The sequence below is a fragment of the Peribacillus sp. B2I2 genome (assembly GCF_041261685.1).
Lineage (GTDB): Bacteria > Bacillota > Bacilli > Bacillales > DSM-1321 > Peribacillus.
In genome coordinates this window covers 5,485,786-5,510,312 of the sequence record NZ_JBGCCB010000001.1, presented here as the reverse complement: position 1 = coordinate 5,510,312, position 24,527 = coordinate 5,485,786, and the positions used below count along the sequence as shown (strand labels likewise).

Annotated in this window: 23 protein-coding genes and 2 pseudogenes; 15 read left to right on the top strand and 10 right to left on the bottom strand. The window is 41.0% G+C overall.

Annotation, left to right across the window (positions count from 1 at the left end; translation table 11 throughout):
* Nucleotides 1-235: 235 nt before the first annotated feature.
* Nucleotides 236-991: a threonine/serine exporter family protein gene (locus ABIE66_RS27515; protein ID WP_289327155.1), complete on the top strand. Its 756-nt coding sequence runs from the start codon at nucleotides 236-238 to the stop codon at nucleotides 989-991.
* A gap of 16 nt (nucleotides 992-1,007) precedes the next feature.
* Nucleotides 1,008-1,457, top strand: a complete 450-nt coding sequence (locus ABIE66_RS27510) for a threonine/serine exporter family protein (protein ID WP_370016918.1) — start codon at nucleotides 1,008-1,010, stop codon at nucleotides 1,455-1,457.
* 120 nt (nucleotides 1,458-1,577) lie between these two features.
* Here the strand turns inward: ABIE66_RS27510 and ABIE66_RS27505 are convergent, their stop codons facing one another.
* Nucleotides 1,578-3,116, bottom strand: a complete 1,539-nt coding sequence (locus ABIE66_RS27505) for a solute symporter family protein (protein WP_289327153.1) — start codon at nucleotides 3,114-3,116, stop codon at nucleotides 1,578-1,580.
* Between the two features lie 12 nt (nucleotides 3,117-3,128).
* Entirely contained in the window at nucleotides 3,129-3,449 is a 321-nt protein-coding gene (locus tag ABIE66_RS27500) for a DUF485 domain-containing protein (protein ID WP_370017128.1), read from the bottom strand.
* A gap of 301 nt (nucleotides 3,450-3,750) precedes the next feature.
* Here ABIE66_RS27500 and ABIE66_RS27495 point away from each other — a divergent pair, with 301 nt between their 5' ends.
* The 9 genes from ABIE66_RS27495 to ABIE66_RS27455 all read left to right on the top strand — a co-directional run bounded on the left by ABIE66_RS27495 (nucleotide 3,751) and on the right by ABIE66_RS27455 (nucleotide 12,612).
* Entirely contained in the window at nucleotides 3,751-4,719 is a 969-nt protein-coding gene (locus tag ABIE66_RS27495) for an efflux RND transporter periplasmic adaptor subunit (RefSeq protein WP_289327152.1), read from the top strand.
* A gap of 1 nt (nucleotide 4,720) precedes the next feature.
* Complete coding sequence (locus tag ABIE66_RS27490) at nucleotides 4,721-5,461, top strand: ABC transporter ATP-binding protein (protein WP_289327151.1); 741 nt, start codon at nucleotides 4,721-4,723, stop codon at nucleotides 5,459-5,461.
* Nucleotides 5,376-6,578, top strand: a complete 1,203-nt coding sequence (locus ABIE66_RS27485) for an ABC transporter permease (protein ID WP_370017127.1) — start codon at nucleotides 5,376-5,378, stop codon at nucleotides 6,576-6,578. The genes ABIE66_RS27490 and ABIE66_RS27485 overlap by 86 nt, the downstream gene beginning before the upstream one ends.
* Nucleotides 6,579-6,686: 108 nt before the next feature.
* Nucleotides 6,687-7,358 carry a response regulator transcription factor gene (locus ABIE66_RS27480; RefSeq protein ID WP_289327150.1) on the top strand — a complete coding sequence of 224 codons (672 nt, stop codon included), beginning with the start codon at nucleotides 6,687-6,689 and terminating at the stop codon, nucleotides 7,356-7,358.
* Nucleotides 7,359-7,368: 10 nt separating this feature from the next.
* Nucleotides 7,369-8,607 (top strand): sensor histidine kinase, encoded by a 1,239-nt coding sequence (locus ABIE66_RS27475; protein ID WP_289327149.1) that lies wholly within the window; start codon nucleotides 7,369-7,371, stop codon nucleotides 8,605-8,607.
* Between the two features lie 105 nt (nucleotides 8,608-8,712).
* A complete protein-coding gene (locus tag ABIE66_RS27470; protein WP_370016917.1) occupies nucleotides 8,713-9,165 on the top strand; it encodes a hypothetical protein in 453 nt (150 codons plus the stop codon).
* A 267-nt stretch (nucleotides 9,166-9,432) separates the two neighbouring features.
* The gene (locus tag ABIE66_RS27465) at nucleotides 9,433-10,617 is read left to right on the top strand and encodes a NupC/NupG family nucleoside CNT transporter (RefSeq protein ID WP_370016916.1); all 1,185 of its coding nucleotides are present in this window, start codon (nucleotides 9,433-9,435) and stop codon (nucleotides 10,615-10,617) included.
* Between the two features lie 158 nt (nucleotides 10,618-10,775).
* Complete coding sequence (msrB, locus tag ABIE66_RS27460) at nucleotides 10,776-11,735, top strand: peptide-methionine (R)-S-oxide reductase MsrB (RefSeq protein ID WP_370016915.1); 960 nt, start codon at nucleotides 10,776-10,778, stop codon at nucleotides 11,733-11,735.
* A gap of 19 nt (nucleotides 11,736-11,754) precedes the next feature.
* Nucleotides 11,755-12,612 carry an STAS domain-containing protein gene (locus ABIE66_RS27455; RefSeq protein ID WP_289327146.1) on the top strand — a complete coding sequence of 286 codons (858 nt, stop codon included), beginning with the start codon at nucleotides 11,755-11,757 and terminating at the stop codon, nucleotides 12,610-12,612.
* Nucleotides 12,613-12,676: 64 nt separating this feature from the next.
* Here the strand turns inward: ABIE66_RS27455 and ABIE66_RS27450 are convergent, their stop codons facing one another.
* The 4 genes from ABIE66_RS27450 to ABIE66_RS27435 all read right to left on the bottom strand — a co-directional run bounded on the left by ABIE66_RS27450 (nucleotide 12,677) and on the right by ABIE66_RS27435 (nucleotide 16,909).
* Nucleotides 12,677-14,329: a glutamine--tRNA ligase/YqeY domain fusion protein gene (locus ABIE66_RS27450; RefSeq protein WP_370016914.1), complete on the bottom strand. Its 1,653-nt coding sequence runs from the start codon at nucleotides 14,327-14,329 to the stop codon at nucleotides 12,677-12,679.
* Between the two features lie 356 nt (nucleotides 14,330-14,685).
* Nucleotides 14,686-15,426: an amino acid ABC transporter ATP-binding protein gene (locus ABIE66_RS27445; RefSeq protein ID WP_370016913.1), complete on the bottom strand. Its 741-nt coding sequence runs from the start codon at nucleotides 15,424-15,426 to the stop codon at nucleotides 14,686-14,688.
* A gap of 11 nt (nucleotides 15,427-15,437) precedes the next feature.
* Entirely contained in the window at nucleotides 15,438-16,103 is a 666-nt protein-coding gene (locus ABIE66_RS27440) for an amino acid ABC transporter permease (protein ID WP_048685680.1), read from the bottom strand.
* A 26-nt stretch (nucleotides 16,104-16,129) separates the two neighbouring features.
* Nucleotides 16,130-16,909: a transporter substrate-binding domain-containing protein gene (locus ABIE66_RS27435; RefSeq protein WP_127777595.1), complete on the bottom strand. Its 780-nt coding sequence runs from the start codon at nucleotides 16,907-16,909 to the stop codon at nucleotides 16,130-16,132.
* Between the two features lie 575 nt (nucleotides 16,910-17,484).
* Here ABIE66_RS27435 and ABIE66_RS27430 point away from each other — a divergent pair.
* Complete coding sequence (locus ABIE66_RS27430) at nucleotides 17,485-17,679, top strand: DUF2599 domain-containing protein (protein ID WP_353957648.1); 195 nt, start codon at nucleotides 17,485-17,487, stop codon at nucleotides 17,677-17,679.
* A 43-nt stretch (nucleotides 17,680-17,722) separates the two neighbouring features.
* Nucleotides 17,723-18,043 carry a hypothetical protein gene (locus tag ABIE66_RS27425; protein ID WP_289314203.1) on the top strand — a complete coding sequence of 107 codons (321 nt, stop codon included), beginning with the start codon at nucleotides 17,723-17,725 and terminating at the stop codon, nucleotides 18,041-18,043.
* Between the two features lie 1,033 nt (nucleotides 18,044-19,076).
* Here ABIE66_RS27425 and ABIE66_RS27420 read toward each other — a convergent pair.
* On the bottom strand, nucleotides 19,077-19,376 hold the full coding sequence (locus ABIE66_RS27420; protein WP_323596424.1) for a DUF3969 family protein: 300 nt from the start codon (nucleotides 19,374-19,376) through the stop codon (nucleotides 19,077-19,079).
* Nucleotides 19,377-19,941: 565 nt separating this feature from the next.
* Here ABIE66_RS27420 and purU point away from each other — a divergent pair.
* Nucleotides 19,942-20,841, top strand: coding sequence for a formyltetrahydrofolate deformylase (gene purU / locus ABIE66_RS27415; RefSeq protein WP_370016912.1), 900 nt, complete (start codon nucleotides 19,942-19,944; stop codon nucleotides 20,839-20,841).
* A 374-nt stretch (nucleotides 20,842-21,215) separates the two neighbouring features.
* Here purU and ABIE66_RS27410 read toward each other — a convergent pair whose 3' ends face one another.
* The 3 genes and pseudogenes from ABIE66_RS27410 to ABIE66_RS27400 form a co-directional block, all read right to left on the bottom strand.
* The gene (locus ABIE66_RS27410) at nucleotides 21,216-21,875 is read right to left on the bottom strand and encodes an SIMPL domain-containing protein (RefSeq protein ID WP_370016911.1); all 660 of its coding nucleotides are present in this window, start codon (nucleotides 21,873-21,875) and stop codon (nucleotides 21,216-21,218) included.
* Nucleotides 21,876-22,014: 139 nt separating this feature from the next.
* Nucleotides 22,015-22,209, bottom strand: coding sequence for a YwbE family protein (locus ABIE66_RS27405; protein WP_034316239.1), 195 nt, complete (start codon nucleotides 22,207-22,209; stop codon nucleotides 22,015-22,017).
* 111 nt (nucleotides 22,210-22,320) lie between these two features.
* A pseudogene (locus ABIE66_RS27400) lies at nucleotides 22,321-23,842 on the bottom strand (FAD-dependent oxidoreductase).
* A gap of 365 nt (nucleotides 23,843-24,207) precedes the next feature.
* On the opposite strand from ABIE66_RS27400, the pseudogene ABIE66_RS27395 reads away from it, so the two are divergent.
* Nucleotides 24,208-24,521 (top strand): annotated as a pseudogene (locus tag ABIE66_RS27395) (ParM/StbA family protein); the annotation flags it as partial.
* Nucleotides 24,522-24,527 lie beyond the last annotated feature (6 nt).

Sequence of the window (24,527 nt, the reverse complement as noted above, 5' to 3'; positions counted from 1 at the left end):
CATTAATAGTTTCCCACTGGTTTTTTTCTGCTTTCTAAGAGGTTTCAGCAAGAAATAAAGGGAATACTGGTACTAAGGACGTCAGCACTGCAATTAGATGGTGTTAATAATTTAAATAGGTAATATTTTTATATCCTTTTCACAGGAATTGGGCTATTATGAGGTGGATTTAAACTGGTAAGATCGTTATCTGTTATTGAGAGAAACTCATGCAGAAAGTGATGGAGAGGATAAAATGGATGATCAGTTACCATACAATGAAATTATAGATGTATGTTTGCTTGCGGGAAAAATCATGCTTCAGAACGGAGCGGAAACTTCGCGGGTGGAAGATACGATGGTGAGAATTGCTGCAGCTTTTGGATGCGGTGACTCACACAGTTTTTCAACACCTACAGGAATCATTTTTTCTCTGGATGGTATGCACCCAGCTTCAAAATTGATTCGAGTTTCCCAACGATCTACAGATTTACATAAGGTAACGCTTGTTAACAGTATATCCCGAAGCATTTCCAGCAAGGAAATGACACCGGAGGAAGCTTATTTACGATTAAAACAAATCGAAAAGGCTGGGATGGGGTATCCCATGTGGGGTCAGGTTTTTGCAGCTTTTATAGCGAGCGGCTGTTTTTTAATCATGTTTCAAGGACAGTGGAATGATTTCATCTGGTCCTGTATAGCTGGGGGAATGGGATTCTCCTGCCTGCTTTATTTGCACAGGTTACTGGAAGTTCGTTTTTTTGCTGAATTTATTGCCTCTTTGGTTGTGGGTTTAGTAGCTATGTTCTTTGTCCAGATTGGTGTTGGAGGTCATTTGGATACGATAATCATTGGAGCGGTGATGCCCCTTGTGCCAGGTCTGTTAATTACGAATGCAGCCAGGGATTTAATTGCAGGCCATTTAGTTTCGGGTCTATCCAAGGGTGCGGATGCAGGTTTGACTGCTTTAGCCATTGGGGCAGGAATATCTGCAGCGTTTGTTTTCTTATGATTTTAGGGGAGGAAGAATGATGTTTGCACAGCTTATTACAAGTTTCATTGCCTCAGCCGCCTTTGGAGTCATCTTCAATGTACCGAAAAATTCATTGTTTCAATGTGGTTTCGTGGGGATGTTAGGGTGGCTTCTATATTATTCTTTGGTTGAAAATGAGATAAACAGCATCATTGCAACATTAGCGTCTGCATTCATCGTTGCGGTCATCAGCCAGTATTTTGCTAAAAGGTATAAAACGCCAATCACGATTTTCAATGTATCGGGAATCATCCCCCTCGTGCCTGGAGGTTTGTCGTATGATGCGATGAAGCATTTTGTCGGAAATGATTTTTATGTCGCCGTTCAATTGGCCGCCAAGGTCTTCATGCTGGCTGGTGCCATTGCGATGGGGCTGATCTTTGCAGAAGTCATGAACCAGTTGGTAACTAAATACAATAGAAGGAAGTTAAGGTTGAGAAGTTAGGGTAAAGGAATCCAATTAATCTTCCTGATAATATGTTTCTAAATAAAGAGAAAGGAGAGCAGGCGGAATACCTGGATCTCCTTTCTCTTTTTTATATTTTAACATAATAAGTAATCTAGCTTATATAGGATCTTTCATTCCAGTGTTAGCTGTAACCAATATTTCATCGAATTTTTTGGCATCAGCTTTCTTGCTTGACAGCAGAGTTCCGACGATGGCTGCGATAAAGCCAATCGGGATCGAGACGATGCCTGGATTGGCAAGCGGGAATAATGGTTCCCCAACGAATATTGCCGCTCCCTCTATCGGTGACCAGACATTGGGACTTAGGAACACAAGCAATAAAGAACTGACCAGTCCAACTATCATGCCCGTAACAGCCCCGGCTGTGTTAAAACGTTTCCAGAATACCGTGAAGATGATGATGGGCAGATTGGCACTGGCAGCGACGGCAAAGGCAAGTGAAACAAGGAAGGCGACATTCATGTTTTGGGCAAATAAAGCAAGGATGATGGAGAGAATGGATACTCCGATGGATGCCCAACGGGCTGCAACGACTTGTTCTTTGTCAGTGGCCTGACCTTTACGGATGATGTGGCCATAAAAGTCATGGGCAAAAGCAGAAGCTGCCGATAGAACGAGACCTGCTACAACCGCTAAAATGGTTGCGAAAGCAACTGCAGAAACAAAGGCGAACAGGAAGTCACCTCCAATGGCTTCGGCAAGCAGCGGAGCGGCCATATTGCCGGCAGCATTCGCGGCTATGATTTTGTCATATCCAACAAAAGCTGCCGCTCCAAAGCCCAGGAAAATGGTCATTATATAAAAGATGCCAATGATCCAAGTGGCATATACTACGGACTTGCGGGCTGTGATGGCGTCTTTTACCGTAAAGAAACGTATGAGAATGTGAGGAAGTCCAGCTGTACCGAGTACCAGCGCCAAATTAAGGGATAAAGTATCCAAAGGATCCTTGAATTTGTTACCTGGGTTGAGGAAATCCCCGCCTAAAGGGGTGGCTGTTTTCATCTGCTTGAACATCTCGATCACGCTAAAGTCGAATTTCGCCAACACGATAATGGAGATGATGAATGTACCTGCCATCAATAAAACGGCTTTTACGATTTGGACCCAACTGGTGGCCGTCATACCGCCAAATACGACATAGACGGTCATTAAAATACCAACAATGATGACGGAGTATAGATAATCAATTCCAAGTAAGAGTTTTATAAGGGCACCTGCACCGACCAGTTGGGCAATCATATAAAAGGTTGAAATGGAAATGGTGTTAAGGGCGGCGACCCCGCGTACCTTCTTTTCATTGAAGCGGGCAGCGATCATGTCCGCCAGTGTATATTTACCAAGGTTACGGAGCGGTTCGGCCACGATATAGAGAACGACCAGATATGCAACCAGAAAACCTATGCTATAGAAAAAACCATCAAATCCAGAGAGTGCGACCATGCCGGCTATCCCCAAAAATGAGGCTGCGGACATATAATCACCCGCAATGGCCCAGCCATTCTGCCAGCCAGTCAGGCTGCTATCCGCCGTATAAAAGTCCGCGGTCGTTTTAGTGCGCCGTGAAGCAAAATAGGTAATGACCAATGTTAGCCCGACAATGATTAGAAATAATATGAAAGCAAGTATATTCATGTAAATTCACCTTTATCCTTTCGCTTCTTTAACGATTTTTTCTACTAATTGGTCAAATTTCGCAGCTTTTTTGGAATAGAGGATGCATAATGTCCAGGTCATGATAAATTGAGCGAAGGCAAAAACCCAGGCCCAGCTGATTGCCCCGAAAGCATAGGAGTTAAGGACTTTAGAATAGGAAGTTAGTATGGGTAAGGTGAAATAAAAGACCATGAAAAAGATGGATAGTGGGACGATGAAATTGCGTTTTTTCCTTAGGAGTTCTTGAAATGATTGTGATTGGACAATCTTGGTGTAGTCAGTGGAAGCGCTTACCTCGGTTTCCTTTGCGATTGAATCGTTTGATGCCAAGTTGGTTCCCCCTTCATCTCAATTAATTTGGTTTTCATTACCAATTTTTCTGATAACAGTATCAGTATATATTTTTCAGAATATATTGTAAATTTAAATGCTAAAATTAACTCTTTTTTCGTTCGACATAGTTTTAATCATTATTTGAGAGAAATGGGTACAAGCAAAAATAAAGGCTGGCTTGAACGAACGTCAAGGAAATCAAACCGGCTGCCATTAAGGAAAAGTTAAGCTTCTTTCACGATACTGGTTTCAACGAAGGAAATCTGAAAGGAGAAAAATGATGAAAAAGTTGATATTGATAGGTACGGTTTTAGTGCTGGCGATCGGGGGATGCGTTTGGTTTTTCATGAAGGATAATGCTGAGCCTGTAATTGCAAAGTCGGTGACGGCTACGGTAGAAAAGGGAGATCTTGAAGTTCAAATAAGCGGTTCCGGATCGGTCGCCGCAATCAATAGTGAGGACATCACTTCCTCGGTAACGGATGAAGTGGATGAAGTCCTTGTAGCGAAGAATGAGTTGGTTGAGAAAGGTGATGAACTCATTACCTTCACGGATGGAAGTGATCCGATAACGGCCCCATTCGATGGTACCGTGACAACATTGGATGTAGAAGAAGGGGATCGTGTATCAAGCAGTGAAGTGGTGGCACATGTTACGGATTATAAAAAATTGAAAACCACGATCAGTGTTGATGAATTGGATGTTCCAAGTGTTAAAAAAGGACAAAAAGTTGAAATTAAAGCCAGTGCTTTTGAAGATGAAACGTTCACGGGTGAAGTGACGAGTGTAGCAAAGGAAGGTACATATGAGAATGGTGTTTCTTCATTCGATGTCACTATCAAGATTGACAAACCTGGCGATATAAAAATTGGGATGTCTACTGAAGTAAGCATTGTGACGAATAGTGTAAAAGATGTTTTATATGTTCCGATTGAAGCAGTCCAAATGGACGGTGAAGAGAAATATGTGAATATACAACAATCCGGTGCAACTGAAGGGGCTACCAGTACAAAGGCAACGGTTGAGACTGGGATTAGTAACGATAGGTATATTGAAATAACTTCAGGCCTTGAAGAGGGTCAGTATGTTTCCTTGCCCATTACCATCAATGAAAGTTCCACTGGCAGTGGCGGCGATGGAATGAGGGGAGGCCAAGGTGGCGAAATACGAATGCAGAGTGGCAGCGGAATGCCGAGCGGCGGGATGCTAAACGGTGGCGGAATGCCAAGTGGCAAGGGAGGTCAGTAATATGGCGAACCCCATCATAAAAATAAACAACATGTCCAAATCGTATGAATTAGGCGGCGAAACGGTTAAGGCTCTTCAAGATGTCTGTCTTACAATCGATAAAGGTGATTTCATTTCCATCATCGGACCTTCCGGATCAGGGAAATCGACCTTCATGAATATGATTGGCTGCCTTGACAAGCCTGACATGGGTGAATATCTTCTTGATGGAAAAGAAGTGGAAAAGATGAAGGATAATGAGTTAGCTGCCATTCGAAACATCAAAATAGGATTCATCTTTCAAAATTTCAACCTATTGGCAAAACTGACAGCGTTGGAGAATGTCGAACTTCCCCTGGTTTATAGAGGGGCAAGTTTGAAGGAAAGAAGAGAAGTGGCCAATGCGTGCCTTGATATGGTAGGACTGAGTGACCGGAAGAATCATTTGCCGACCCAACTTTCGGGTGGACAGCAGCAAAGGGTTGCGGTTGCAAGGGCACTTGCCGGTAATCCTCCCGTCTTATTGGCGGATGAGCCGACGGGTGCTCTTGATAGCAAAACGAGTAAAGAAGTGCTGCAAATGCTGAAAGAGTTGAATGAAAAGGGACAAACAATCATTCTTATAACCCATGACTTGGAAGTGGCAAAAGAAGCAACTCGTGTCGTTCGGATACAGGATGGTCAGCTATTTGAAAACGGAGGTGATTGGATTGAACCTGAGCGAATCAATGAAGATGGCTATACGCAGTATCAAAACCAATAAAGTCCGAGCATTTTTAACCATGCTTGGGATCATAATTGGAGTTGCCTCTGTAATCGTTCTGGTTTCGATTGGGCAGGGTTCCTCACAGTCCGTTCAGGATGAGATCAATAGCCTGGGAACGAACCTGATAACGGTAAGTGTCACGGATACCGACTCCGTGGAGTTGACGGATGACACAATTGAACAGTTTAAAGATCTGGGCGGGATATCGGAAGTTGCACCCGTGGTCACTGGCCGCGTTTATGCTAAAAACGGAGAAGCATCGGCACAGGTTTCAATGACCGGTGCAACTTCATCCTACTTATCAGTTAGGGATCTAGAGCTCAGTCAAGGCCGGTTTTTGACGGATATGGAAACGGAATTACGCTCCAAGGTCGTTGTCCTGGGATCGGATACAGCCAACACGCTTTTTGAAAATCAAAAAGCTGTGGACCAGAACGTTCTTATCGGCGGCGTTTCCTATCGAGTGATCGGAGTGCTGAAATCGGTAGGCACCTCAATGGGATCGAGCGGGGATGATGTAATCATTGCACCGATCACCACTGCCGAAAGGGCTACAGGCAGCACGACAATCGGAACGGTATATTTAAAAGCGGATAACGAGAATATCATTGATAGGGCGATGTACCAGGTACAAGGTACGATGACCACATCATTCCCAGATCAGAGTGATAACTATTCTGTGTCCAATCAAGAAGATCTGATGGATACAATGAGCTCTGTGTCGGATACGTTCACACTCATGCTTGGCGGTATTGCCAGTATTTCGTTACTAGTAGGCGGAATTGGAATCATGAATATCATGTTGGTTTCCGTCTCAGAGAGGACGAAGGAAATCGGGATCAGAAAAGCAATTGGGGCAAATCGGAAATCGATTCTTCTCCAGTTTTTAATTGAAGCGATGGTCTTGAGCTGCTTAGGGGGATTGCTGGGAGTTGGAATTGGATTGGGAATCGCAAAATTGATTTCAGTTTTTTCAAGTTTAACGATTAGTTATTCATGGTCGGTGACATTGTTTGCCTTCTTATTCTCCATTTTAATCGGGATAATCTTTGGCGTATTTCCTGCCAATAAGGCATCCAGGTTAAATCCAATCCAAGCACTGCGTCACGAATGAACATTCAATTTGAAAGAAAGCAGGCGATTAAAAGCCCGCTTTCTTTTGCATATGAAAAAGGATAAAATCAACATATATCACAATTGAGGCGGTTGGGAGGTACCCTACATGAAGGTTTTGGTGGTAGAAGATAATGTTTCATTATTAGAATCGATCCGACAAATTTTGACGGATGAATACGAAGTGGATACAGCGGATAATGGGGAAGATGGGCTATTCATGGCTCAGCAAAGTATATACGATATCATCATTTTGGATGTAATGCTTCCGGGAATCGATGGATTTGAAATCGTCCGGAAAATCAGGGAAGCAAGAATAGATACAAGTGTCTTGTTTTTGACGGCAAAAGATGCACTTGAGGATCGTGTCAGAGGATTGGAAATGGGTGGCGATGATTATTTAGTCAAGCCGTTCCAGGCACCGGAACTTAAGGCCAGGATTCGTGCCCTGCTTCGAAGGAGTGGTATTATATCGCTTGAGCAGCATGTGAAATACCGTGATATTGAACTGTTGGAAAAAGAAAAGGATATTTTGGTTGATGGAAAGGTCATTAAAATGACCTTGAAACAGTTTGAGTTACTGGAGTATTTAATTCAAAATAATGGAAAAATATTGACGCGTGAGCAGATTTTCGACCGCATTTGGGGGTTTGATTCAGATACGACGATTGCCATTGTGGAAGTGTTCATCCATCACCTTAGAAAAAAATTGGAACCTTTCAATTATCATAAAGATATTCAAACCGTTCGGGGTATTGGTTATATGCTAAAACAACCATAAGGGGATCATTATGTTCCAAAAAACACGGCTTCAACTAACATTATTGAATTCTATCGTCTTTATTGTCTTAATAGCCATCTTAAGCAGAACAATTTATTTCTATACGGAAAATCAGATCTATAAGGATGTCAATGATTCACTTAAAAAGGATTACAGGGACTTCAATAATGGAGGCATGCCAGGCGGACGTCCGCAAGGTGAATTTCTCTTAGGACCGGGACCGAGTGTCATCGTTTGGGGACCAGATGATACGATCATTGAGCCAAGACTGAGTGTAGACCATTTTTTTAAGGTCAATGAACAACAATTTTTCCCTGAAACTTTTGATGGGATTGAAGAAATATCGGTGAATGGATACACGTATCGGGCCCTTTCCACCAAGGTCGATACGAAGTATGGTGAGATGGCCGTACAATTCATCAGGAATGTGGATACAGAAAAAGAAATGCTCGATCGCTTGCTGCTCATATTGTTTGTTGGTGGAGGAATTGGAAGTCTAGTGGCGGTAGGGGCAGGCTATCTTCTAGCAGGACGGGCCCTTATACCAGTCAAGAAATCCTGGGATCAGCAGCAGCAGTTTGTCTCGGATGCTTCGCATGAAATTCGAACGCCGCTTGCTGTCATTCAATCGCGGGCTGATTTGCTATTTCAATCACCGAACGCGACAATCGAGGAAAAAGCCGTTGATATATCCATCATTTCGAAAGAAGTCCGCCGATTGAATAAGCTTGTTAACGGACTATTGACCTTAACCAGAACGGATTCGAATCAAATGGAGGTTAAGAAATCGAACTTTTTCCTTGATGACTTACTTATCGATATCGTGGAACAGTATACGGATATAGCTTCTTTTCAAGAGAAATCAATCATTAGCCATGCTCCCGAACAGGTGGTGTTTCATGGGGATAAAGAGAGAATTCATCAGCTATTGGTAATCTTGGTAGATAATGCCATGAAATTCACCGAGGAAGGCGGGGAGATTTCCCTATCCTGCATAAAGAATGCTTCATCCATCATTCTTACTGTAGAGGATAATGGAAAAGGCATTCCGCAGGAAGACCTCCCCTTGATTTTTAACCGTTTTTATCAAGTGGAGCAATCCCGTTCAGCAAATGAAGGCTCCGGTTTAGGTCTATCCATAGCCAAATGGATTGTAAACACACATCAAGGGACCATCAAGGTTACAAGTGAACAGAATGAACGCACCCGTTTTGAAATCACTTTTCCAAAAAATCAAAAGAAAAATTAATAAGCTAATAGACTCTTAATTTTTTCTTGTTGCTTAAGGAAAAATTAAGGGTCTTTTTAGATAATCCTTATGAGAATTAGATTTATTTTCGGAGGAGAATTCATGATGAATAGACTTGGTAAGTTACACTTTTTGGTTGGAATATTGGCTTCGGTCCTTTTGATGGCTCAAGCAGTCATCGGGATCATGATGTATGTGAATGGCAGCGGCAATGAACCCATTAATGGTCAAGCGATGATGGATCGGCCTGTTGACCGCAACACAACTGAATCTGATGCAACGGGAGAATCATCGAAGAGCAGTACTGCTGCAACCGATGATTCAACTGCGGAAACAACACCAAATGATACACAGAGCAGTATGGCGGACGGGCCTAATGGTTCTGGAACTCCGGGGGAGATGCCAAGTGGTGGCGGTTTCCAAGGCAGAGATTCTTTTGCAGGTAAATTCATCAATTTTTATCAAGGGGTAGGCGGGCTTGCTGCATCAATCATCATCTTTGTAATTGGAAGCACAGGATTGGTTACATCGATGATGTCCAGAAAAACAGCAGCCTAAAAAAATCGATATTATTTTAGGAAAGAGAAGGTTCCTTTCGAAGGGGAGCCTTCTTTTTTAATTCACGAAACCCATTATTGTCACTAATTGTTATTTTAAAAAGGGAAATAATAATTGCACTAAAAAAAATATTAGTTTAATATAGACTTCTGGAGAGGTACGTACATGTATTTTGGATAAAAGAGAAAACGTTTGCATAAATTTTTTTGAGGGTATCCTACTATTAATGCACGAACATTAAATTCACCCTTAGTGGAGGCAGAATATATGAAATTTCTGATTGCAATTTTAGGACTGCTTATTGTTTTTGGACTAGCTATCTTAGCCAGCAGTGACAGGAAGAAAGTTAAAATTAAACCGATCATCCTCATGGTGATCATGCAGCTTATTTTAACTTATCTATTATTAAATACGAAGTTTGGTTTAGTGATCATCAATTCGATTGCCGATGGGTTCGGAAAACTTTTAGAATGGGCAAATGAAGGGATCACCTTTGTATTTGGCGGGATTGTAAACGAAGGAGCATCGCCCTTCTTTTTAAATGTCCTTCTTCCTATCGTATTCATCTCGGCATTAATTGGGATTTTACAGCACTTCAAGATCCTTCCGTTCATCATGAAGTGGATTGGATTTTTGCTAAGTAAAGTGAATGGGATGGGTAAATTGGAATCTTACAATGCGGTAGCGTCAGCAATAGTGGGCCAATCCGAGGTTTTCATAACCTTGAAAAAACAACTTGGTGCCATTCCGCCATCTCGCATGTATACGCTTTGTGCGTCAGCCATGTCAACCGTATCGATGTCGATAGTCGGTGCTTATATGACGATGATTGAACCAAAGTATGTTGTGACGGCTATTGTTATTAACATGTTTGGTGGATTTATCATTGCATCCATTATCAATCCTTATACGGTAACGGATGAAGATGATATTCTCCCTGTTGAAGAAGGGGCAGAGAAGCAGTCGTTTTTCGAAATGCTTGGGGAATATATCATGGATGGATTTAAGGTTGCTATCACTGTAGCCGCGATGTTAATTGGTTTCGTTGCATTAATTGCAGGAATCAACAGTGTATTCGACATGATCTTCGGCATCAGCTTCCAAGACATCTTGGGGTATATTTTTGCCCCGTTTGCCTTTATCATGGGGATACCAATTTCAGAAACAGTTACTGCAGGCGGAATCATGGCGACGAAGTTAGTAACAAATGAATTCGTTGCCATGCTGAGCTTAGGGGACGCATCAGCAGCCTTGAGCGATAGGACAATAGGGATCGTTTCAGTTTTCTTGGTTTCATTCGCTAATTTTTCATCTATTGGAATCATTGCAGGTGCAGTCAAAGGACTTCATGAAAAACAAGGAAATGTTGTGGCCCGTTTCGGCTTGAAGCTGCTATACGGTGCGACGCTTGTCAGCATCCTATCAGCGATCATCGTAAGTGTGATACTTTAATTAACGGATCTAATATAAAAGAGGCACTTGGGTTTACTCCTAAGTGCCTCTTTTATATTTGTGTAGCAAAGATTGAAAACAATGGTTTTTGAATTTGAAGGTGTTTGGCTTACTGGTATATAATACATAAAATGACAAACGTGAAGGGGAGTTTTAGGATGACGATGGGTGGAATAGAAACAGCTATCTTTGCAGGAGGTTGTTTTTGGTGCATGGTCGCTCCCTTTGATGAAATGGATGGGATAATTAAAGTGACATCGGGTTATACGGGCGGTAATTTTGCCGCGCCTAGTTATAAACAAGTGATTACCGGTTCGACTGATCATGTTGAAGCGGTTCAAGTGGAATTCGATCCATCGATCATTCCCTATAAAGCGTTATTGGAGCTATTTTGGCAGCAAATCGATCCAACGGATGACGGAGGACAGTTCTCGGATAGGGGAAAGCAATACAAGGCAGCCATTTTCTATCTTAATGAACGTCAGAAACAGGAAGCAGAGCAATCGAAGGAAGATTTAATGATGAGTGGGCGGTTTAAGGAACCTATTGTAACGGGTATTCTACCCTCGGGGAAATTTTACGCGGCTGAGGAATACCATCAAGAATTCTATCGGAAAAATCAATTTCGCTATGCATTGTATCGTAAAGGCTCGGGACGGGATACTTTCATAAAAGAAAATTGGCCTAAGGATAATGCACACCTTAGAAAGACCTTAACCGAAATTCAATTTCATGTCACCCAGGAAAATGGCACGGAGCCGCCTTTCGATAATGCCTATTGGGATCACTTTGAAGAAGGGATTTATGTGGATGTCGTTTCTGGGGAGCCCCTATTCAGTTCGCGGGATAAGTATGATAGCGGTTGTGGATGGCCGAGCTTCACGAAGCCAATCATGTCGGCAAGTGTCAATGAAAAAATGGATCTCAGCCACCGAATGACCCGGACCGAGGTGCGCAGCAGGGACGCAGATTCACACCTTGGACATGTTTTTCCTGATGGCCCCGGTTCTAAAGGCACGAGATATTGCATAAACTCTTCCGCCCTCCGCTTCATTTCTAGAAATGATATGGAGAGAGAGGGATATGGAGACTTATTATTACTCTTTAAAATGAAATAACTAGTTGAGGGGAACGCAAATGGATAAAATAGATGAAAAGTTATATCGATACATCCTTGATAATTCTTCCAATATTACAGAAAACTGGCTAGCTTTAAGGGAAAAGCAGTTTGGTTCCATCTATTCAATGGACTCTAATGAGGAAATCGAAAAGCTTCTTAGGGAACAGAATACATTGACCATCAAAACAGTGACCAGTGCTTTACATGAAGATAAAACTGTTTTCATCGAAACAATGGAACAGTGGGCCACACTTGTTGCGAAAAGCAGGGTTGAATCGGACACACCCATTTACGAAGTGTTGGAAGCACTTAATAAGGTGCGGGAAGCATATTGGGGCTTTATCACTGATTATATGCTAAAGGATGATACGGGAATCACGAAGGCGACGATCATCCGTTGGAGCCGGCTTATTAATCGTGCATTCGATCAATTGAACCGTGAGTTCACTGAGCAGTATTATCTTTTGACAAAAGAACGATTATTAGCTCAACAGGATCTGATTAATGAACTGGGCGCACCTGTCATTCCCATTATTGATGCCATTGCGGTATTGCCGTTAATCGGTGATATCGATACCTACCGGGCAAAGGGAATATTGGATACGACTCCAAGCAAATGCATTATCAAAAATATTTCTCACTTATTCATCGATTTATCGGGAGTCTCCATTTTAGATACGATGGTTGCCCAACAGATCTATCAATTGATAAGCACCCTGAACCTATTAGGCATTCAATCGACCATTTCCGGCATTCGTCCTGAAGTGGCCCAGACATCGATTCAGTTAGGTCTTGATTTTAGTCAGGTTTCGACACATAGTACTCTTAAACAAGCTCTTTCCAAGCAAGGGATCAAACTTTACGAGAGAAAATGATATAAAGGTGCAGAGAGTGAAAAAGAACCAGATCCCGCTAGGAATCTGGTTCTTTTCAGTGATTCTATAACTTGAAGGAACTTTTCAAACCAACAATTTGGTTGAAAACCAAGTGATCGGCAGTAGTGAGTTTTGAATCAACATTGTAATAGCCATGCCTGAAGAATTGGAATTTTTCCTGAGGCTTAACATCTTTCATGTTGGGCTCGACAAATCCTTGTAAAATTTCCATGGAATCAGGGTTTACCCGCTCCAAGAATGATTTTTCTTCTTCTTCATCAGTTTCCTTATCCAAAATTAAAGGCTGGAAGTTGCGGAATTCTGCTGAAACGGCTTGTGAAGCTTCGACCCAGTGCAATGTCCCTTTTACTTTACGGCCAGTGAAACCCGATCCGCTCTTCGTTTCAATGTCATATGTGCAGCGAAGTTCAATGACGTTACCGGCTTCGTCTTTTATCACTTCTTCACATTTAATGAAATAAGCATGTTTCAAACGGACTTCATTGCCCGGGAAAAGACGGAAATACTTTTTCGGCGGGTTTTCCATGAAATCGTCCTGTTCGATATATATTTCACGTGAAAACGGAATTTGTCGTGTACCCATTTCCGGAACTTCCGGATTGACCTCAGCATCCAGCCATTCAATCTCACCTTCCGGATAGTTGGTGATGACCACTTTAAGCGGGTTTAGGATAGCCATGGTCCGCGGAGCCTTCAGTTTTAAGTCCTCCCGTACGAAATGGTCGAGCATTTGAGAGTCTACGACACCGCTTGTTTTTGCGACACCTATCTCTTGGCAGAACGCACGAATCGCTTCGGGTGTATACCCGCGTCTACGTAGGCCTGAAACGGTAGGCATCCGTGGGTCGTCCCAGCCGTCCACGAAGCCCTCATCCACAAGCTGCTTCAGTTTTCGCTTGCTCATTACTGTATTGGTCAGGTTAAGACGGCCAAATTCATATTGTTTTGGTTTGCTGTCCATTTCACAGTTTTCAACGATCCAGTCATAAAGAGGGCGTTGATCTTCGAACTCAAGCGTACAAATGGAGTGGGTGACTCCCTCGATGGCATCTTCAATTGGGTGGGCAAAGGCATACATCGGATAGATGCACCATTTGTTGCCGGTATTATGATGTTCCGTATGGGAGATACGGTATATGACGGGATCGCGCAAATTAATGTTAGGCGAGCTCATATCGATTTTTGCACGCAATACTTTTGTGCCGTTCCCGAATTCACCGCTGCGCATCTTTTCAAATAGTTCAAGGTTTTCCTCGACGGTTCTATTGCGGTAGGGGCTATCCTTCCCCGGCTCGGTAAGCGTTCCGCGATATTCACGAATTTGGTCGGCATTAAGGTCGTCCACATATGCCAGTCCTTTATTGATGAGCAGCACTGCTCTTTTATACATTTCATCGAAATAGTCGGAAGCGAAGAACAGGTTATCCCAGTCATAACCGAGCCATTTTACATCTTCCTTAATGGAATTGACAAACTCAATATCCTCTTTCAATGGATTCGTATCATCAAAACGAAGGTTTGTTTTCCCATTGAAATCATCAGCCACCCCAAAATTCAAAATGATTGATTTGGCGTGCCCGATATGTAAATACCCATTTGGTTCAGGAGGGAAGCGGGTGATGACATGATCATGTTTTCCGGACTCTAGATCATCTTTTATAATATTTTTAATAAAATTCGAAGAGTTATTTTCCAACTGAATTCGACCTCTTTCATTTATATACTTCTTTTAATTTTACCTGTATATATACCATAAATACAGATATTTTTCCATGTTCGAGCCGGAATCAGGGTTTTTGGGATACGTTCTGAAACAATTCATCAAGTATATAGTTTGTACAGTCAGATCGAAAATATCCCAGAAACCTTGAACATATAAATGGGCAAACTACCTAACTGGCAATTATAGAAAACAAGAACGGTTTTTATATGCAAAATAAGCAATACAGGAATCATGCCTGTATTGCTTATAATGATTGTCCACGCTCTAGGACAGATTATCCGTGAAGACGACGAATTGCTCTCGCTATTAGATAGATTTTAGAATTCAAATCAAAAGACTGTCGTTTGCAAGAATTCTTTTGTACGCTCTTCTTTTGGATTGGTGAAGAATTCTTTTGGCGGGCCGCTTTCGACAACCCTCCCATTGTGCATGAAGACAATCCAATCCCCAACCTCACGTGCAAAGCTCATTTCATGTGTAACGACTACCATTGTCATCCCTTCCAAGGCAAGTTCCTTCATCGTAGCAAGAACCTCCCCGACAAGTTCGGGATCAAGAGCCGAGGTTGGCTCATCAAAGAGTAGGATATCAGGTTTCATGGCAAGGGCGCGGGCTATGGCAACACGCTGTTTCTGCCCACCTGAGAGCTTGCTTGGATAAACATCCGCTTTATCTGATAAGCCGACTTTGGCAAGCAATGCTTTTGCTTCTTCAATCGTCTGGGCCTTTGGGATCTTTTTGACGTGAGTAGGTGCTTCAATGACATTTTCAAGTACGGTCATATGAGGGAAGAGATAGAAATGCTGAAAAACCATTCCGACTTTCTCACGGATTTTATTAATATCATGGGTACCCGGATTGACTTCCGTTCCTTCAATAAGGATTTGCCCGCTGTCTTTCTTCTCCAAATAATTCAAACAGCGGAGAAGTGTGCTTTTTCCGGAACCGCTTGGTCCAATCAGACAGACAACATCGCTATCCAATACCTTCATATCAATATCTTTGAGTACATGTAGGTCTCCATACGATTTATTTAAGTTCCTAATGCGAATCATTTCTTTTTGTTCCATTTCAATTCCCCCTATCGATCACTAATGGACAGTTTCTTTTCGAATAAATTGACGATAATGGTCAGGAATGCCACAAGAATCAAGTAGTAGACCGCTACAATCAATAAATAAGTCATCTCATCGAAATTATTAGAGCCTAACGTGGTGGCAACATTAAACAGCTCATTCATGGATATGAAGGCTGCCAGTGATGAATCTTTCAGTCCGATGATGAATTGGTTGCCTAGCGGCGGCAATGCACGACGGAAAGCTTGAGGTAAGATGATTCTTCTTAATGTGAGCGAATTGCTCATGCCAAGGGAGCGTCCGGCCTCCATTTGGCCTTTGTCGATGGATTGAATCGTACCACGTAGGATTTCTGAGATATAAGCCCCATTATGGAAGGCTAGGGCAAGTGACGCCGCCCAGAAGTCAGGCAGTAAGAAGAGGTTGCTGATACCGAAATAGAGTATGAATATCTGTACGATAAGTGGTGTTCCACGTACCAGGAATACATATGTATCTGAAATCCATGCAAGAATTTTTATATTGGATATTTTTAAAAGTGCAAATAGCAACCCGATGACGATACCTACCAATATGGAGACTACCGTCAGTTCCAATGTGAGGAGCATGGCTCGGATGAATACGTCCGAGGAGCTAAATAATGTATCAAAAAAATGTGAAAAACTTGGCAATGTAATGACTCCCTTTCTATCAATCTTTATTCAGGCTTAGTTGTGATGTCCTCGCCAAAGTATTTTTTGCTGATTTCCGCAAGCGTTCCATCTTCCCGGAGGTTTTCAAGTGCTTCGTTGATGCGTGCAAGCAGCTGAGGGTTGTCGTTAGGCAGTACGATGGCCTGCTCGCTTCGTTCGATCAATTGCCTTCCTTCGATGTCGAAACCTTCCTTGGTCGCTTCCTTACCGGTTACGAAGTCGGTGATGACGGCATCATGACGTCCTCCGCTCAATGCTTTCAGGGCGGTGATATCACTATCGTAGGTTTTTACATTGGTTGTATATTTTTCTGCTGTGGTTGCGTACGTAGAGCCTTTAGAAGCCGCAACTTCCTTACCTTTTAAATCTTCAACCGTTTTAATATCACTATCCGAACGGACGAAAATTTGAGGACCTGAGTAGTAATATGGGGTCGAGAAGGCAACATGTTTACTTCGTTGTTCATTGATTGTATGACTGGCAACCGCGGCATCTGCCCGACCGGTTTTAACACCTTCCACGATACCTTTGAACTTTATCCGTTTAGGCACTGGCTCTAGGTCGAGTTCCTTTGCAATGGCATCGCCAACTTCAATATCGAACCCGGTTACAGTCATGTCATCATTGACATAACTGAATGGCTTGAATTCACCTGAGGCAGCGAAAACAAACTGGTCCTCATTGATCAGCTTACTCCCGTCCTCCAGCTGGTCCTTTTCAGCACAGCCGGACAGAAGACCAAGAACAGCCAGAATGGATACAATGAATGTAACTGATGATTTCATGATAATTTCATTTCCCCCTTTGAAAAAAAACTAATAGAATGGTCTATACCCTTATGAGGCAGTGAATAACCTTATTAACTAGGGAAAATAAAACTGAAATAAAAAAGGTAGTCCAGAGCATACCGACATTTCATTCAAGAATCCCCCTTCACTATGCGTTTCATAAAGGTTCTCGGCCTTTGCCTTCATTTCCTTTAAATTCCCCAGTTATTTATTGGAAGAATGATAGTGCCTATTAATAGAGGATGAGAACTACTGGTATCTTTTCATCCTCATAACTAGGTCACTTCCATTTCCATATAAAAAAGTCGACCGTGATCAGGCAGACTTTTCCGCGAGTAAAACCTATGAAATATGAATAGAGGATAGCTTTATAAAATGGAAACTCCATTTGATTTTGCAAGAGTTACTAAAGTAGAACTAGTGACTCTTGAAATAAAAGACCCTCATTTCATATCATCACTTTCTCTTTATTTACTCAAAAATGAAACCCATTGTTCCAATGTTGGAACTTTAAACAATTTACTTTTATATACGATTAAATTATTACAATTCAATCTTCATTAATAAAAGATATGTGGGCTGAATTAAAAGCTGATGCTTCATTTAAATCCCATGTATCAAGTTCAAAAGAAGGAAGAATTAAAGATCAATTCATTTGTCATGCTGTAAATCCATTAACAATTTACAAGTCACCTTGGAACTTAGAACCTTGGCGTCCAGATTTATCGCTAGTATTAACCTATAAAAACAAATGTAACCCAAAGTAGTAGGGCTACATTAATTTTTATTTGAAATAAGAGGTGATTTCATATGTTTAGCAGTTCGAATCAAGCGATATTTGATCCAGGTTATATTTTTTTACTGTTAATTATTTTAGGGATTGTCTATTTAGTTTACTTTACGTTAATTGTAGTTACTATAAAATTAAACGCTCTAACTATAAGTACTTTAACTATATCTTTCATTACTTATTTGATTGTTGGATTTTATATGGCGGGAACCGGTTATTATATGGATGAACATCCAGATTATAACTTAGTGTTTATTGGCTATGGATTTCCGGATTTAATTTTATTGGCGTTCCCTTATATCTTTTTATCTCTAGCGGCAAGTCTAGGTGAAAAAAAATAAATAATAAATAAAAAAGCATCTCTAAACTGAGATACCTCGTTTCAATATCATATTAGTTCTTTTTACGATTACTCCCCCTGTTAGAGAAGGGGGGCTTTTAGACCTTCATTCACTTTGATTTACGAAATTTCCGCCACTACATCTCTAAACTTGGATATTAAAAGTTGGATTTTTTATTACGCTTTTTTCTTTTTACCAAATAGACAATGAAAGAAATTAAAGCAACCAATAATATGAATATGGTAATTTGATATCCTACATCAAACCAATTCACAATTGTTTCATTCATGTATTGCCCTCTCAATCCTTTTCAATAACCTAACTGTTTCGATATCATAATAACTTGCCTTATCATTTGGATCTCCACTGCATTTGCCGTAGCCAAGAAACAAATGAGTAGGCGATTTAAGCGTTTTCTAGATTTATAGTCTATTTACAGTTATTCCAGTACTATATTCTTTAGGGGTTAAACTATGAATTAAGGGATAGATCTTAGATGAGTTCGACGCATAAAAACCAAGGGATGAGTTTGATTTACATAAACGTTTACCCTATTTGACTTCTAAATAAGTAATCCAGAAAAGTCCAGGTTGTGGAAACAAGTGAACAAAAAAGGAAAAGTAACGGCAAAAACGCCTCTTCCTTTTTTCTCTTTATTTTTTTGATATTTTACGTAATAAATACAAAGCGTATATGATGGCTGGTATAGATACAACCATTAAAATCATGTTTATTAAACCAAATATAAAGTAAGAAGACGATACATCCATTTTAATTTCACCCTACCCTATTAAAGTTTTTAATCTCTAGCGGCTTATCCCAATTTGTCGCATTTAAAACTTTCTCTTATTTTTTGAATTTTCTTACAATTTTAAAAAGAAGAAAGCCAACTATAAATATTATAACTATTGCTATTAAAGCTCCTATTGGACTAAAGGTTTTCATATTATTTCTCCTTAGAATGCATATAAGTTTAAGGACCACTAGTTGTTTTAACTTACATAACAATCTCGAGTTTGGTATTAAATAATATTTAAACATCCAACAAATGTTCTGTTAATTGAAATCGCTTTTTCTGCTCGAGTACAGATAAAGTATTGACATGTATTTCTTCAAACTTATTATTAAGTGTTTCAGGTATTATAGAAAGTATATCTTCTAATTCCGTTCCCAGATGTATTAAATCAACAATATTGGGATCTAAATTATAATCACTTAATAAATCTATAACATAAGGACTGAAAATTAGTTTTTCACCTTCATCTATAGTAATTATTTGTTTCTTTAACCCAGTTGTTATTCCCAAGATTAACAAAAGTATAGCTTTCTCCATATGTTCTTTCTCTTTAGTTTTTAATTTTAAGGTAACCAATTTATTTTTTCACACTCCATCCTTGTTTTGTTTTAACGTCAAACACGAATCAGTTTAAATTGGAAAGAATAATATCGACTGTGCTTCCGGAATAGGTATAGCTCAGAATAAGAGATGTTGTAATAATGCTGCCAGCAAGTGGTTGGATAGTTTTTTAATATTGTCTAAAATCATCCCAAACGTAACATAAGAAATGATTTTTAGAGTTTCAATATATAAATAATTTATTTCATTATTGGAACCTTTATTAATTTCTATTAAATATAAACACCAATTTTTTTACAGGAGAAAGATGTTATAGATAGGATATTAAGGTACAAATCCTTGTAAGCAAAAATTTTTAAATGTGTTGTATAAGATACGTTGAATTATTTCTACTGTGTAATCTGTGTATGTTGTAATAATAGTGGAATGCTTCAGATCGTCGTGGCTACCAACAAAATCCCGAATTGATTGACTTACTTTAATTTTGGCCATGAATTGAAGTATAATATAGCAAAATAGAAGAAGGGCAGTTGGGAAAATGGTGAGCAACTTTGTGCAAGAGCAGTTACAGGAGTTTCGCGAGAAAAATCAAGATAGAGGCCGTTTAATAATAAAATGTCCGGACCAGCCGGGAATTGTTTCAACAGTTACAGCCTTTCTAAAAGAATATGATGCAAATATTGTTGAATTGAGTCAATATTCGATGAATCCTGAGGGCGGTACCTTTTTCACCAGGATTGAATTCGATTGTCCAGGATTAAAGGACAAGGCAGCCGATATGCAACTGGCATTCCAGGAAGTTTCGACAGCATTTTCAATGCAATGGACATTTAACCATGTGAGTGATCTGAAGAGGACGGCAATCTTCGTTTCCAAGGAACCGCATTGCCTTTTGGAATTGCTATGGGAGTGGCAAAGTGGGGATTTATTAGCTGATATTGCGCTAGTCATCAGCAATCATGAAGATACCAGGCAAATTGTCGAATCGATGGGCATCCCGTTTTATTATATTCCTGCAAATAAGGATATACGTAAGGAAGTGGAGACGAAACAGCTTGGACTTCTGGAAGAATTCAATGTGGACTTAATTGTACTGGCTAGGTATATGCAGATTTTGACGCCGGATTTTGTTGCCGCCCATCCAAACAAAATCATCAATATACATCATTCATTTTTACCTGCATTCATTGGTGCCAAGCCTTATGAAAGAGCTTATGACAGAGGTGTTAAGCTGATTGGGGCGACTTCCCATTATGTGACGAATGATTTGGATGAAGGTCCAATCATCGAGCAGGATATTGAACGTGTGGATCATCGTGATTCTGCAGGGGATATGAAGAAAATCGGTCGTTCAGCTGAACGGAGAGTGTTGGCACGTGCCGTTAAATGGCATTTGGAGGACCGCGTCCTCGTTCATGAAAATAAAACGGTAGTCTTTTAAAGTGAAAACCCCCCTATGGGCTACCAAGGGGGGTTCCGTTTGCGACAAAAGGAGGGCCGGAATGCTCCATCCTTGTACCATGATTATATTAGAATACTGAATTATCCGTCATGCTTCTTACTTGATTATACGAATGAAACCTTCATAGATTGAAGAAATTTGCGACACTCCTGCCGAATAACTGGCTAGCCGAGACCCCGGAGACGCTTGTCGGCGAGGAGGCTTGGCAGACAGTCGGCGGAAAGGGAGCGGATTTCTGAAATCAGCTGGAACTTTTTTGAAAGTAAACTGGTTTTTCTCTAATTTGTCGTCTACAGTCTGAATCCCCCTTTGGGTTTGCCAAGGGGAGTTTTTAGGATGGAATGTAGTGAGTGCTAGTATGTGTATTCCACCCTTACTGAGGCAGTGATGTTCAATTCACCAGGCTGAATCGGGGTAGACGCCATTTTTGAAAAGGTACTTGTTTGATAAAGCATTGGGGTTGCCGTTTCGGATAGCTCTTCAACCTTATTAGGGACTGGGTTCAACGAGATTCCCAGTGTTCGAGCCATGGAGAGTGCTTTTTCATATGCATTTTTTAAAGCGAGAGAAAGTGCCTGGTTATAGTATGCTTCTGGATTGGATAAAGAGAAGCGGATGCTGGTGATTGAATTGGCGCCGCTTCTGACGGCCGTGTCGATTATGCTGCCTATTTTTTCGATGTCTGTCGTTTGGGCTTGTATGATGTGCTGGACTTTGTAGTTCTTGAATATTTCTTTTCCGTCAATATAATCATATTGTGGATCGATTCTGTAATCACTCGTTTTCAATTGCTCTTCGGGAATGCCTGCGGATTTAAGTGATGCGATGACATTTGCGATTGCTTGGGAATTGGCTTGCTGGGCCTTTTGCGGGTCCTTATCCTCTGTTATGACTCCTAAGGTGATTGTGGCTTGATCCGGAGCGGCAGATAGCGTCTCTGAGCCGGAAACTTTCAATTTATGTTCATCGTTTCGGTAATAATCCCTATTGGGGGCATTGTATTCTTGATTCATTTTGACACCAGCCTTTTGAAATAGATAATCTCACCCCTATTGTACGAATTATGAATGGGAAACATGATTGAAATATCCCCATTGTCATTAATTCATCGAACAATCACAAAAAAAACACTCGGCCTGGACCGAGTGCACATTACTTATGAATGACTTGAACCCTGCCCACCTGGCCATCAGTCAATCTTACTTTAATACCATGAGGGTGGGTGCTGGAGTTGGTTAAAATATCCTTTACAGTGCCGCTTGTCAGTTTTCCGGTGCGTTGATCTGCTTTAAGTACAATGTCCACAGAGGCACCTGGGGTAATATCTTTCCGGTTTTTACCGTTCATGTTCAATTCAATCCTTTTCAGAGTTATTTGCAGCCATTCAACTATGCAGTAACTTCAGTATAAGGAAAACGGTGGGCCCAGTCGACTATTAGATAAATCACAAATTGGCAGTCAGCGAATTTTCTTCAATGGTTCGACAGCAGGGCCATTCAACACTTCACCAGCGATGGAGTAGCGGGAGCCATGGCATGGGCAATCCCAAGTACGGTCGCCGCTATTCCAGGCAACTTCACACCCCATGTGTGTACATGTGGAATCAACGATATGAAGCTGGCCATCATGATCACGGTAACACCCAGCTTTGTCTCCATTCACCTTCACGATTGCTCCTTCATCAATTCCTATGTCTTCCGGCGTTTTATGATTGACAGCCAATTTGCCTTTGATCAGATGCTTCGCCACATCAGCATTATCTTGAAGAATATTCTTCACGCCTTTTAAACGGGCAGGATCATACAATTCTGCATACCGGTTAGCTCTTTGTAAAATCCGGTCAGTTAAGATCTTGGCGGCAATCGATCCGTTCGTCATTCCCCATTTCGCATAGCCGGTAGCTATCAGGACGTTTTGCTGATTGGATGTCACTGGACCGACGAAGGGGATATTATCTGGTGTCACAATATCCTGTGCCGACCAGCGGTAGGGAATGTCTTTCACATCGAAATACTGGGCACTGAAGTCCTTCAGTGCTTCATAATGCTCGATCGTCGAGATTCCCTGGCCTGTTTTATGGCCATCTCCGCCAACAAGTATAAGTTTTTCCCCATTGTCCAATTCGGTATAGCGAAGGGAGCGGCTAGGGCTGTCGGCACTGTAATACATCCCGCCTGGATACTCCTGTTCAGTCTTGATGCCAAGCACATAGGACCTACTTACATGAACACGGGCAAAGTATAAGCCCTTTTCATCATTAAAGGGGAAGTGTGGAGGCAACGATGACCTGATTGCTTTTGATTGTATGTCCAGTATCGGTCTGAACGGTCGGTGGATCGCCGTCTTCGATCTTCATGGCCGTTGTCCGTTCATAAATGGTGCCACCGCTCTCGAGAATGGTTGAAATGAGGGCAGTTAAGTATTTTAACGGATGAAACTGTGCTTGATCTTTCATTATCACAGCAGCTTTACAAGGAATGGAGAAAGGGATATTCTCCGCATAATCCCCGCGAATGCCGAGTTTTTGATAGGCTTTCAATTCATTTTGAATTTTGCTTTTATATTCCTCAGTATTTGCGTACACATAGGCATCCTGTTCAGTCAAATTACAATCAATCGAATGTTCTTCTACCAAGTCTTTGATCAGCTTCATTCCATCTGCGTTGGCTTCATAATAAAGTTTGGCCTTCTCGACACCATGGTCAGTGATCAACTGGTCATAAATCAAGCCATGCTGAGCCGTGATTTTTGCCGTAGTGTGTCCTGTCGTTCCAGTAAGGATTTCGCCTGCTTCAATCAGTGTGACTTTAACCCCTTGTTTAGCTAGTAGATAAGCAGATGTGATTCCGGTAATTCCGCCGCCCACTATTAAGACATCAGTTGTTAAGTCTGTATCTAGTTTAGAAAAAGAAGGGAAAGTTAACTCACTGCGCCAATACGGTTCCGGAAATCGGGGAAGGTCTGTATTTTTTTCAGTCATTTGAATACCTCCATACAGTTCATTAGTTGAATTGTCCATTTATTACCATACCCAAATCCGCTATTTATACGCTTATTTTTGTAAGAAGAAAGATTGAAAAAATACATTATTTGGTTTGTTTACAATTATGTATACATGTAAACGAAAATAGATGCATTGTACACAAATATGTATACATGTTTACAAATACGTACACATGGCTATATATAAGGTGTATACATGCTTGTTCCTAATGTATACAAAAATGAATACAATTCGACAAATGAAAATAAAGCTACAGCTAATGAAGCATCGACTAATATAGAAATCTCTTCTATCGAGAGTGCTCCACCTAATTTTTTCTATGAAAAAGGGGGTGTTTTTAGATGAGTTCTAGAATCGCAGCAGTAGACGTAGGAAATGATGCGATTAAAACTATATTTGGAAAGCTAGAGCCTAAAACTATATATGCCAAATGTCATTGCAAAAGACATGAAAATCGGCCAGTCATAGGAATCGAAGAACTCGATGTAAAAAAACCTTGGAAGAGATACATATTAGAGTCCATTCACCAGCCTTGCAAGACAATAATGCCATTTATCGTGTCGGAAATTTAGCGACAAAAAGTGATAACCCAACAGAACTAGATTTGGGGAGCAGTAAATCAGAGGAGGACCAAACATTAGTATTTGCGTATACATAAGCA

Coding starts and splice junctions, on each gene's coding strand:
- ABIE66_RS27455 (WP_289327146.1), top strand. CDS start 11,755: ATGGATAAAATAGATGAAAAGTTATATCGATACATCCTTGATAATTCT.
- ABIE66_RS27490 (WP_289327151.1), top strand. CDS start 4,721: ATGGCGAACCCCATCATAAAAATAAACAACATGTCCAAATCGTATGAA.
- ABIE66_RS27510 (WP_370016918.1), top strand. CDS start 1,008: ATGATGTTTGCACAGCTTATTACAAGTTTCATTGCCTCAGCCGCCTTT.
- ABIE66_RS27445 (WP_370016913.1), bottom strand. CDS start 15,426: ATGGAACAAAAAGAAATGATTCGCATTAGGAACTTAAATAAATCGTAT.
- ABIE66_RS27425 (WP_289314203.1), top strand. CDS start 17,723: ATGTTTAGCAGTTCGAATCAAGCGATATTTGATCCAGGTTATATTTTT.
- ABIE66_RS27485 (WP_370017127.1), top strand. CDS start 5,376: ATGGTCAGCTATTTGAAAACGGAGGTGATTGGATTGAACCTGAGCGAA.
- ABIE66_RS27430 (WP_353957648.1), top strand. CDS start 17,485: ATGTGGGCTGAATTAAAAGCTGATGCTTCATTTAAATCCCATGTATCA.
- ABIE66_RS27420 (WP_323596424.1), bottom strand. CDS start 19,376: ATGGAGAAAGCTATACTTTTGTTAATCTTGGGAATAACAACTGGGTTA.
- ABIE66_RS27470 (WP_370016917.1), top strand. CDS start 8,713: ATGAATAGACTTGGTAAGTTACACTTTTTGGTTGGAATATTGGCTTCG.
- ABIE66_RS27505 (WP_289327153.1), bottom strand. CDS start 3,116: ATGAATATACTTGCTTTCATATTATTTCTAATCATTGTCGGGCTAACA.
- ABIE66_RS27495 (WP_289327152.1), top strand. CDS start 3,751: ATGAAAAAGTTGATATTGATAGGTACGGTTTTAGTGCTGGCGATCGGG.
- ABIE66_RS27515 (WP_289327155.1), top strand. CDS start 236: ATGGATGATCAGTTACCATACAATGAAATTATAGATGTATGTTTGCTT.
- ABIE66_RS27435 (WP_127777595.1), bottom strand. CDS start 16,909: ATGAAATCATCAGTTACATTCATTGTATCCATTCTGGCTGTTCTTGGT.
- ABIE66_RS27480 (WP_289327150.1), top strand. CDS start 6,687: ATGAAGGTTTTGGTGGTAGAAGATAATGTTTCATTATTAGAATCGATC.
- ABIE66_RS27465 (WP_370016916.1), top strand. CDS start 9,433: ATGAAATTTCTGATTGCAATTTTAGGACTGCTTATTGTTTTTGGACTA.
- ABIE66_RS27410 (WP_370016911.1), bottom strand. CDS start 21,875: ATGAATCAAGAATACAATGCCCCCAATAGGGATTATTACCGAAACGAT.
- ABIE66_RS27475 (WP_289327149.1), top strand. CDS start 7,369: ATGTTCCAAAAAACACGGCTTCAACTAACATTATTGAATTCTATCGTC.
- msrB (WP_370016915.1), top strand. CDS start 10,776: ATGACGATGGGTGGAATAGAAACAGCTATCTTTGCAGGAGGTTGTTTT.
- ABIE66_RS27405 (WP_034316239.1), bottom strand. CDS start 22,209: ATGAACGGTAAAAACCGGAAAGATATTACCCCAGGTGCCTCTGTGGAC.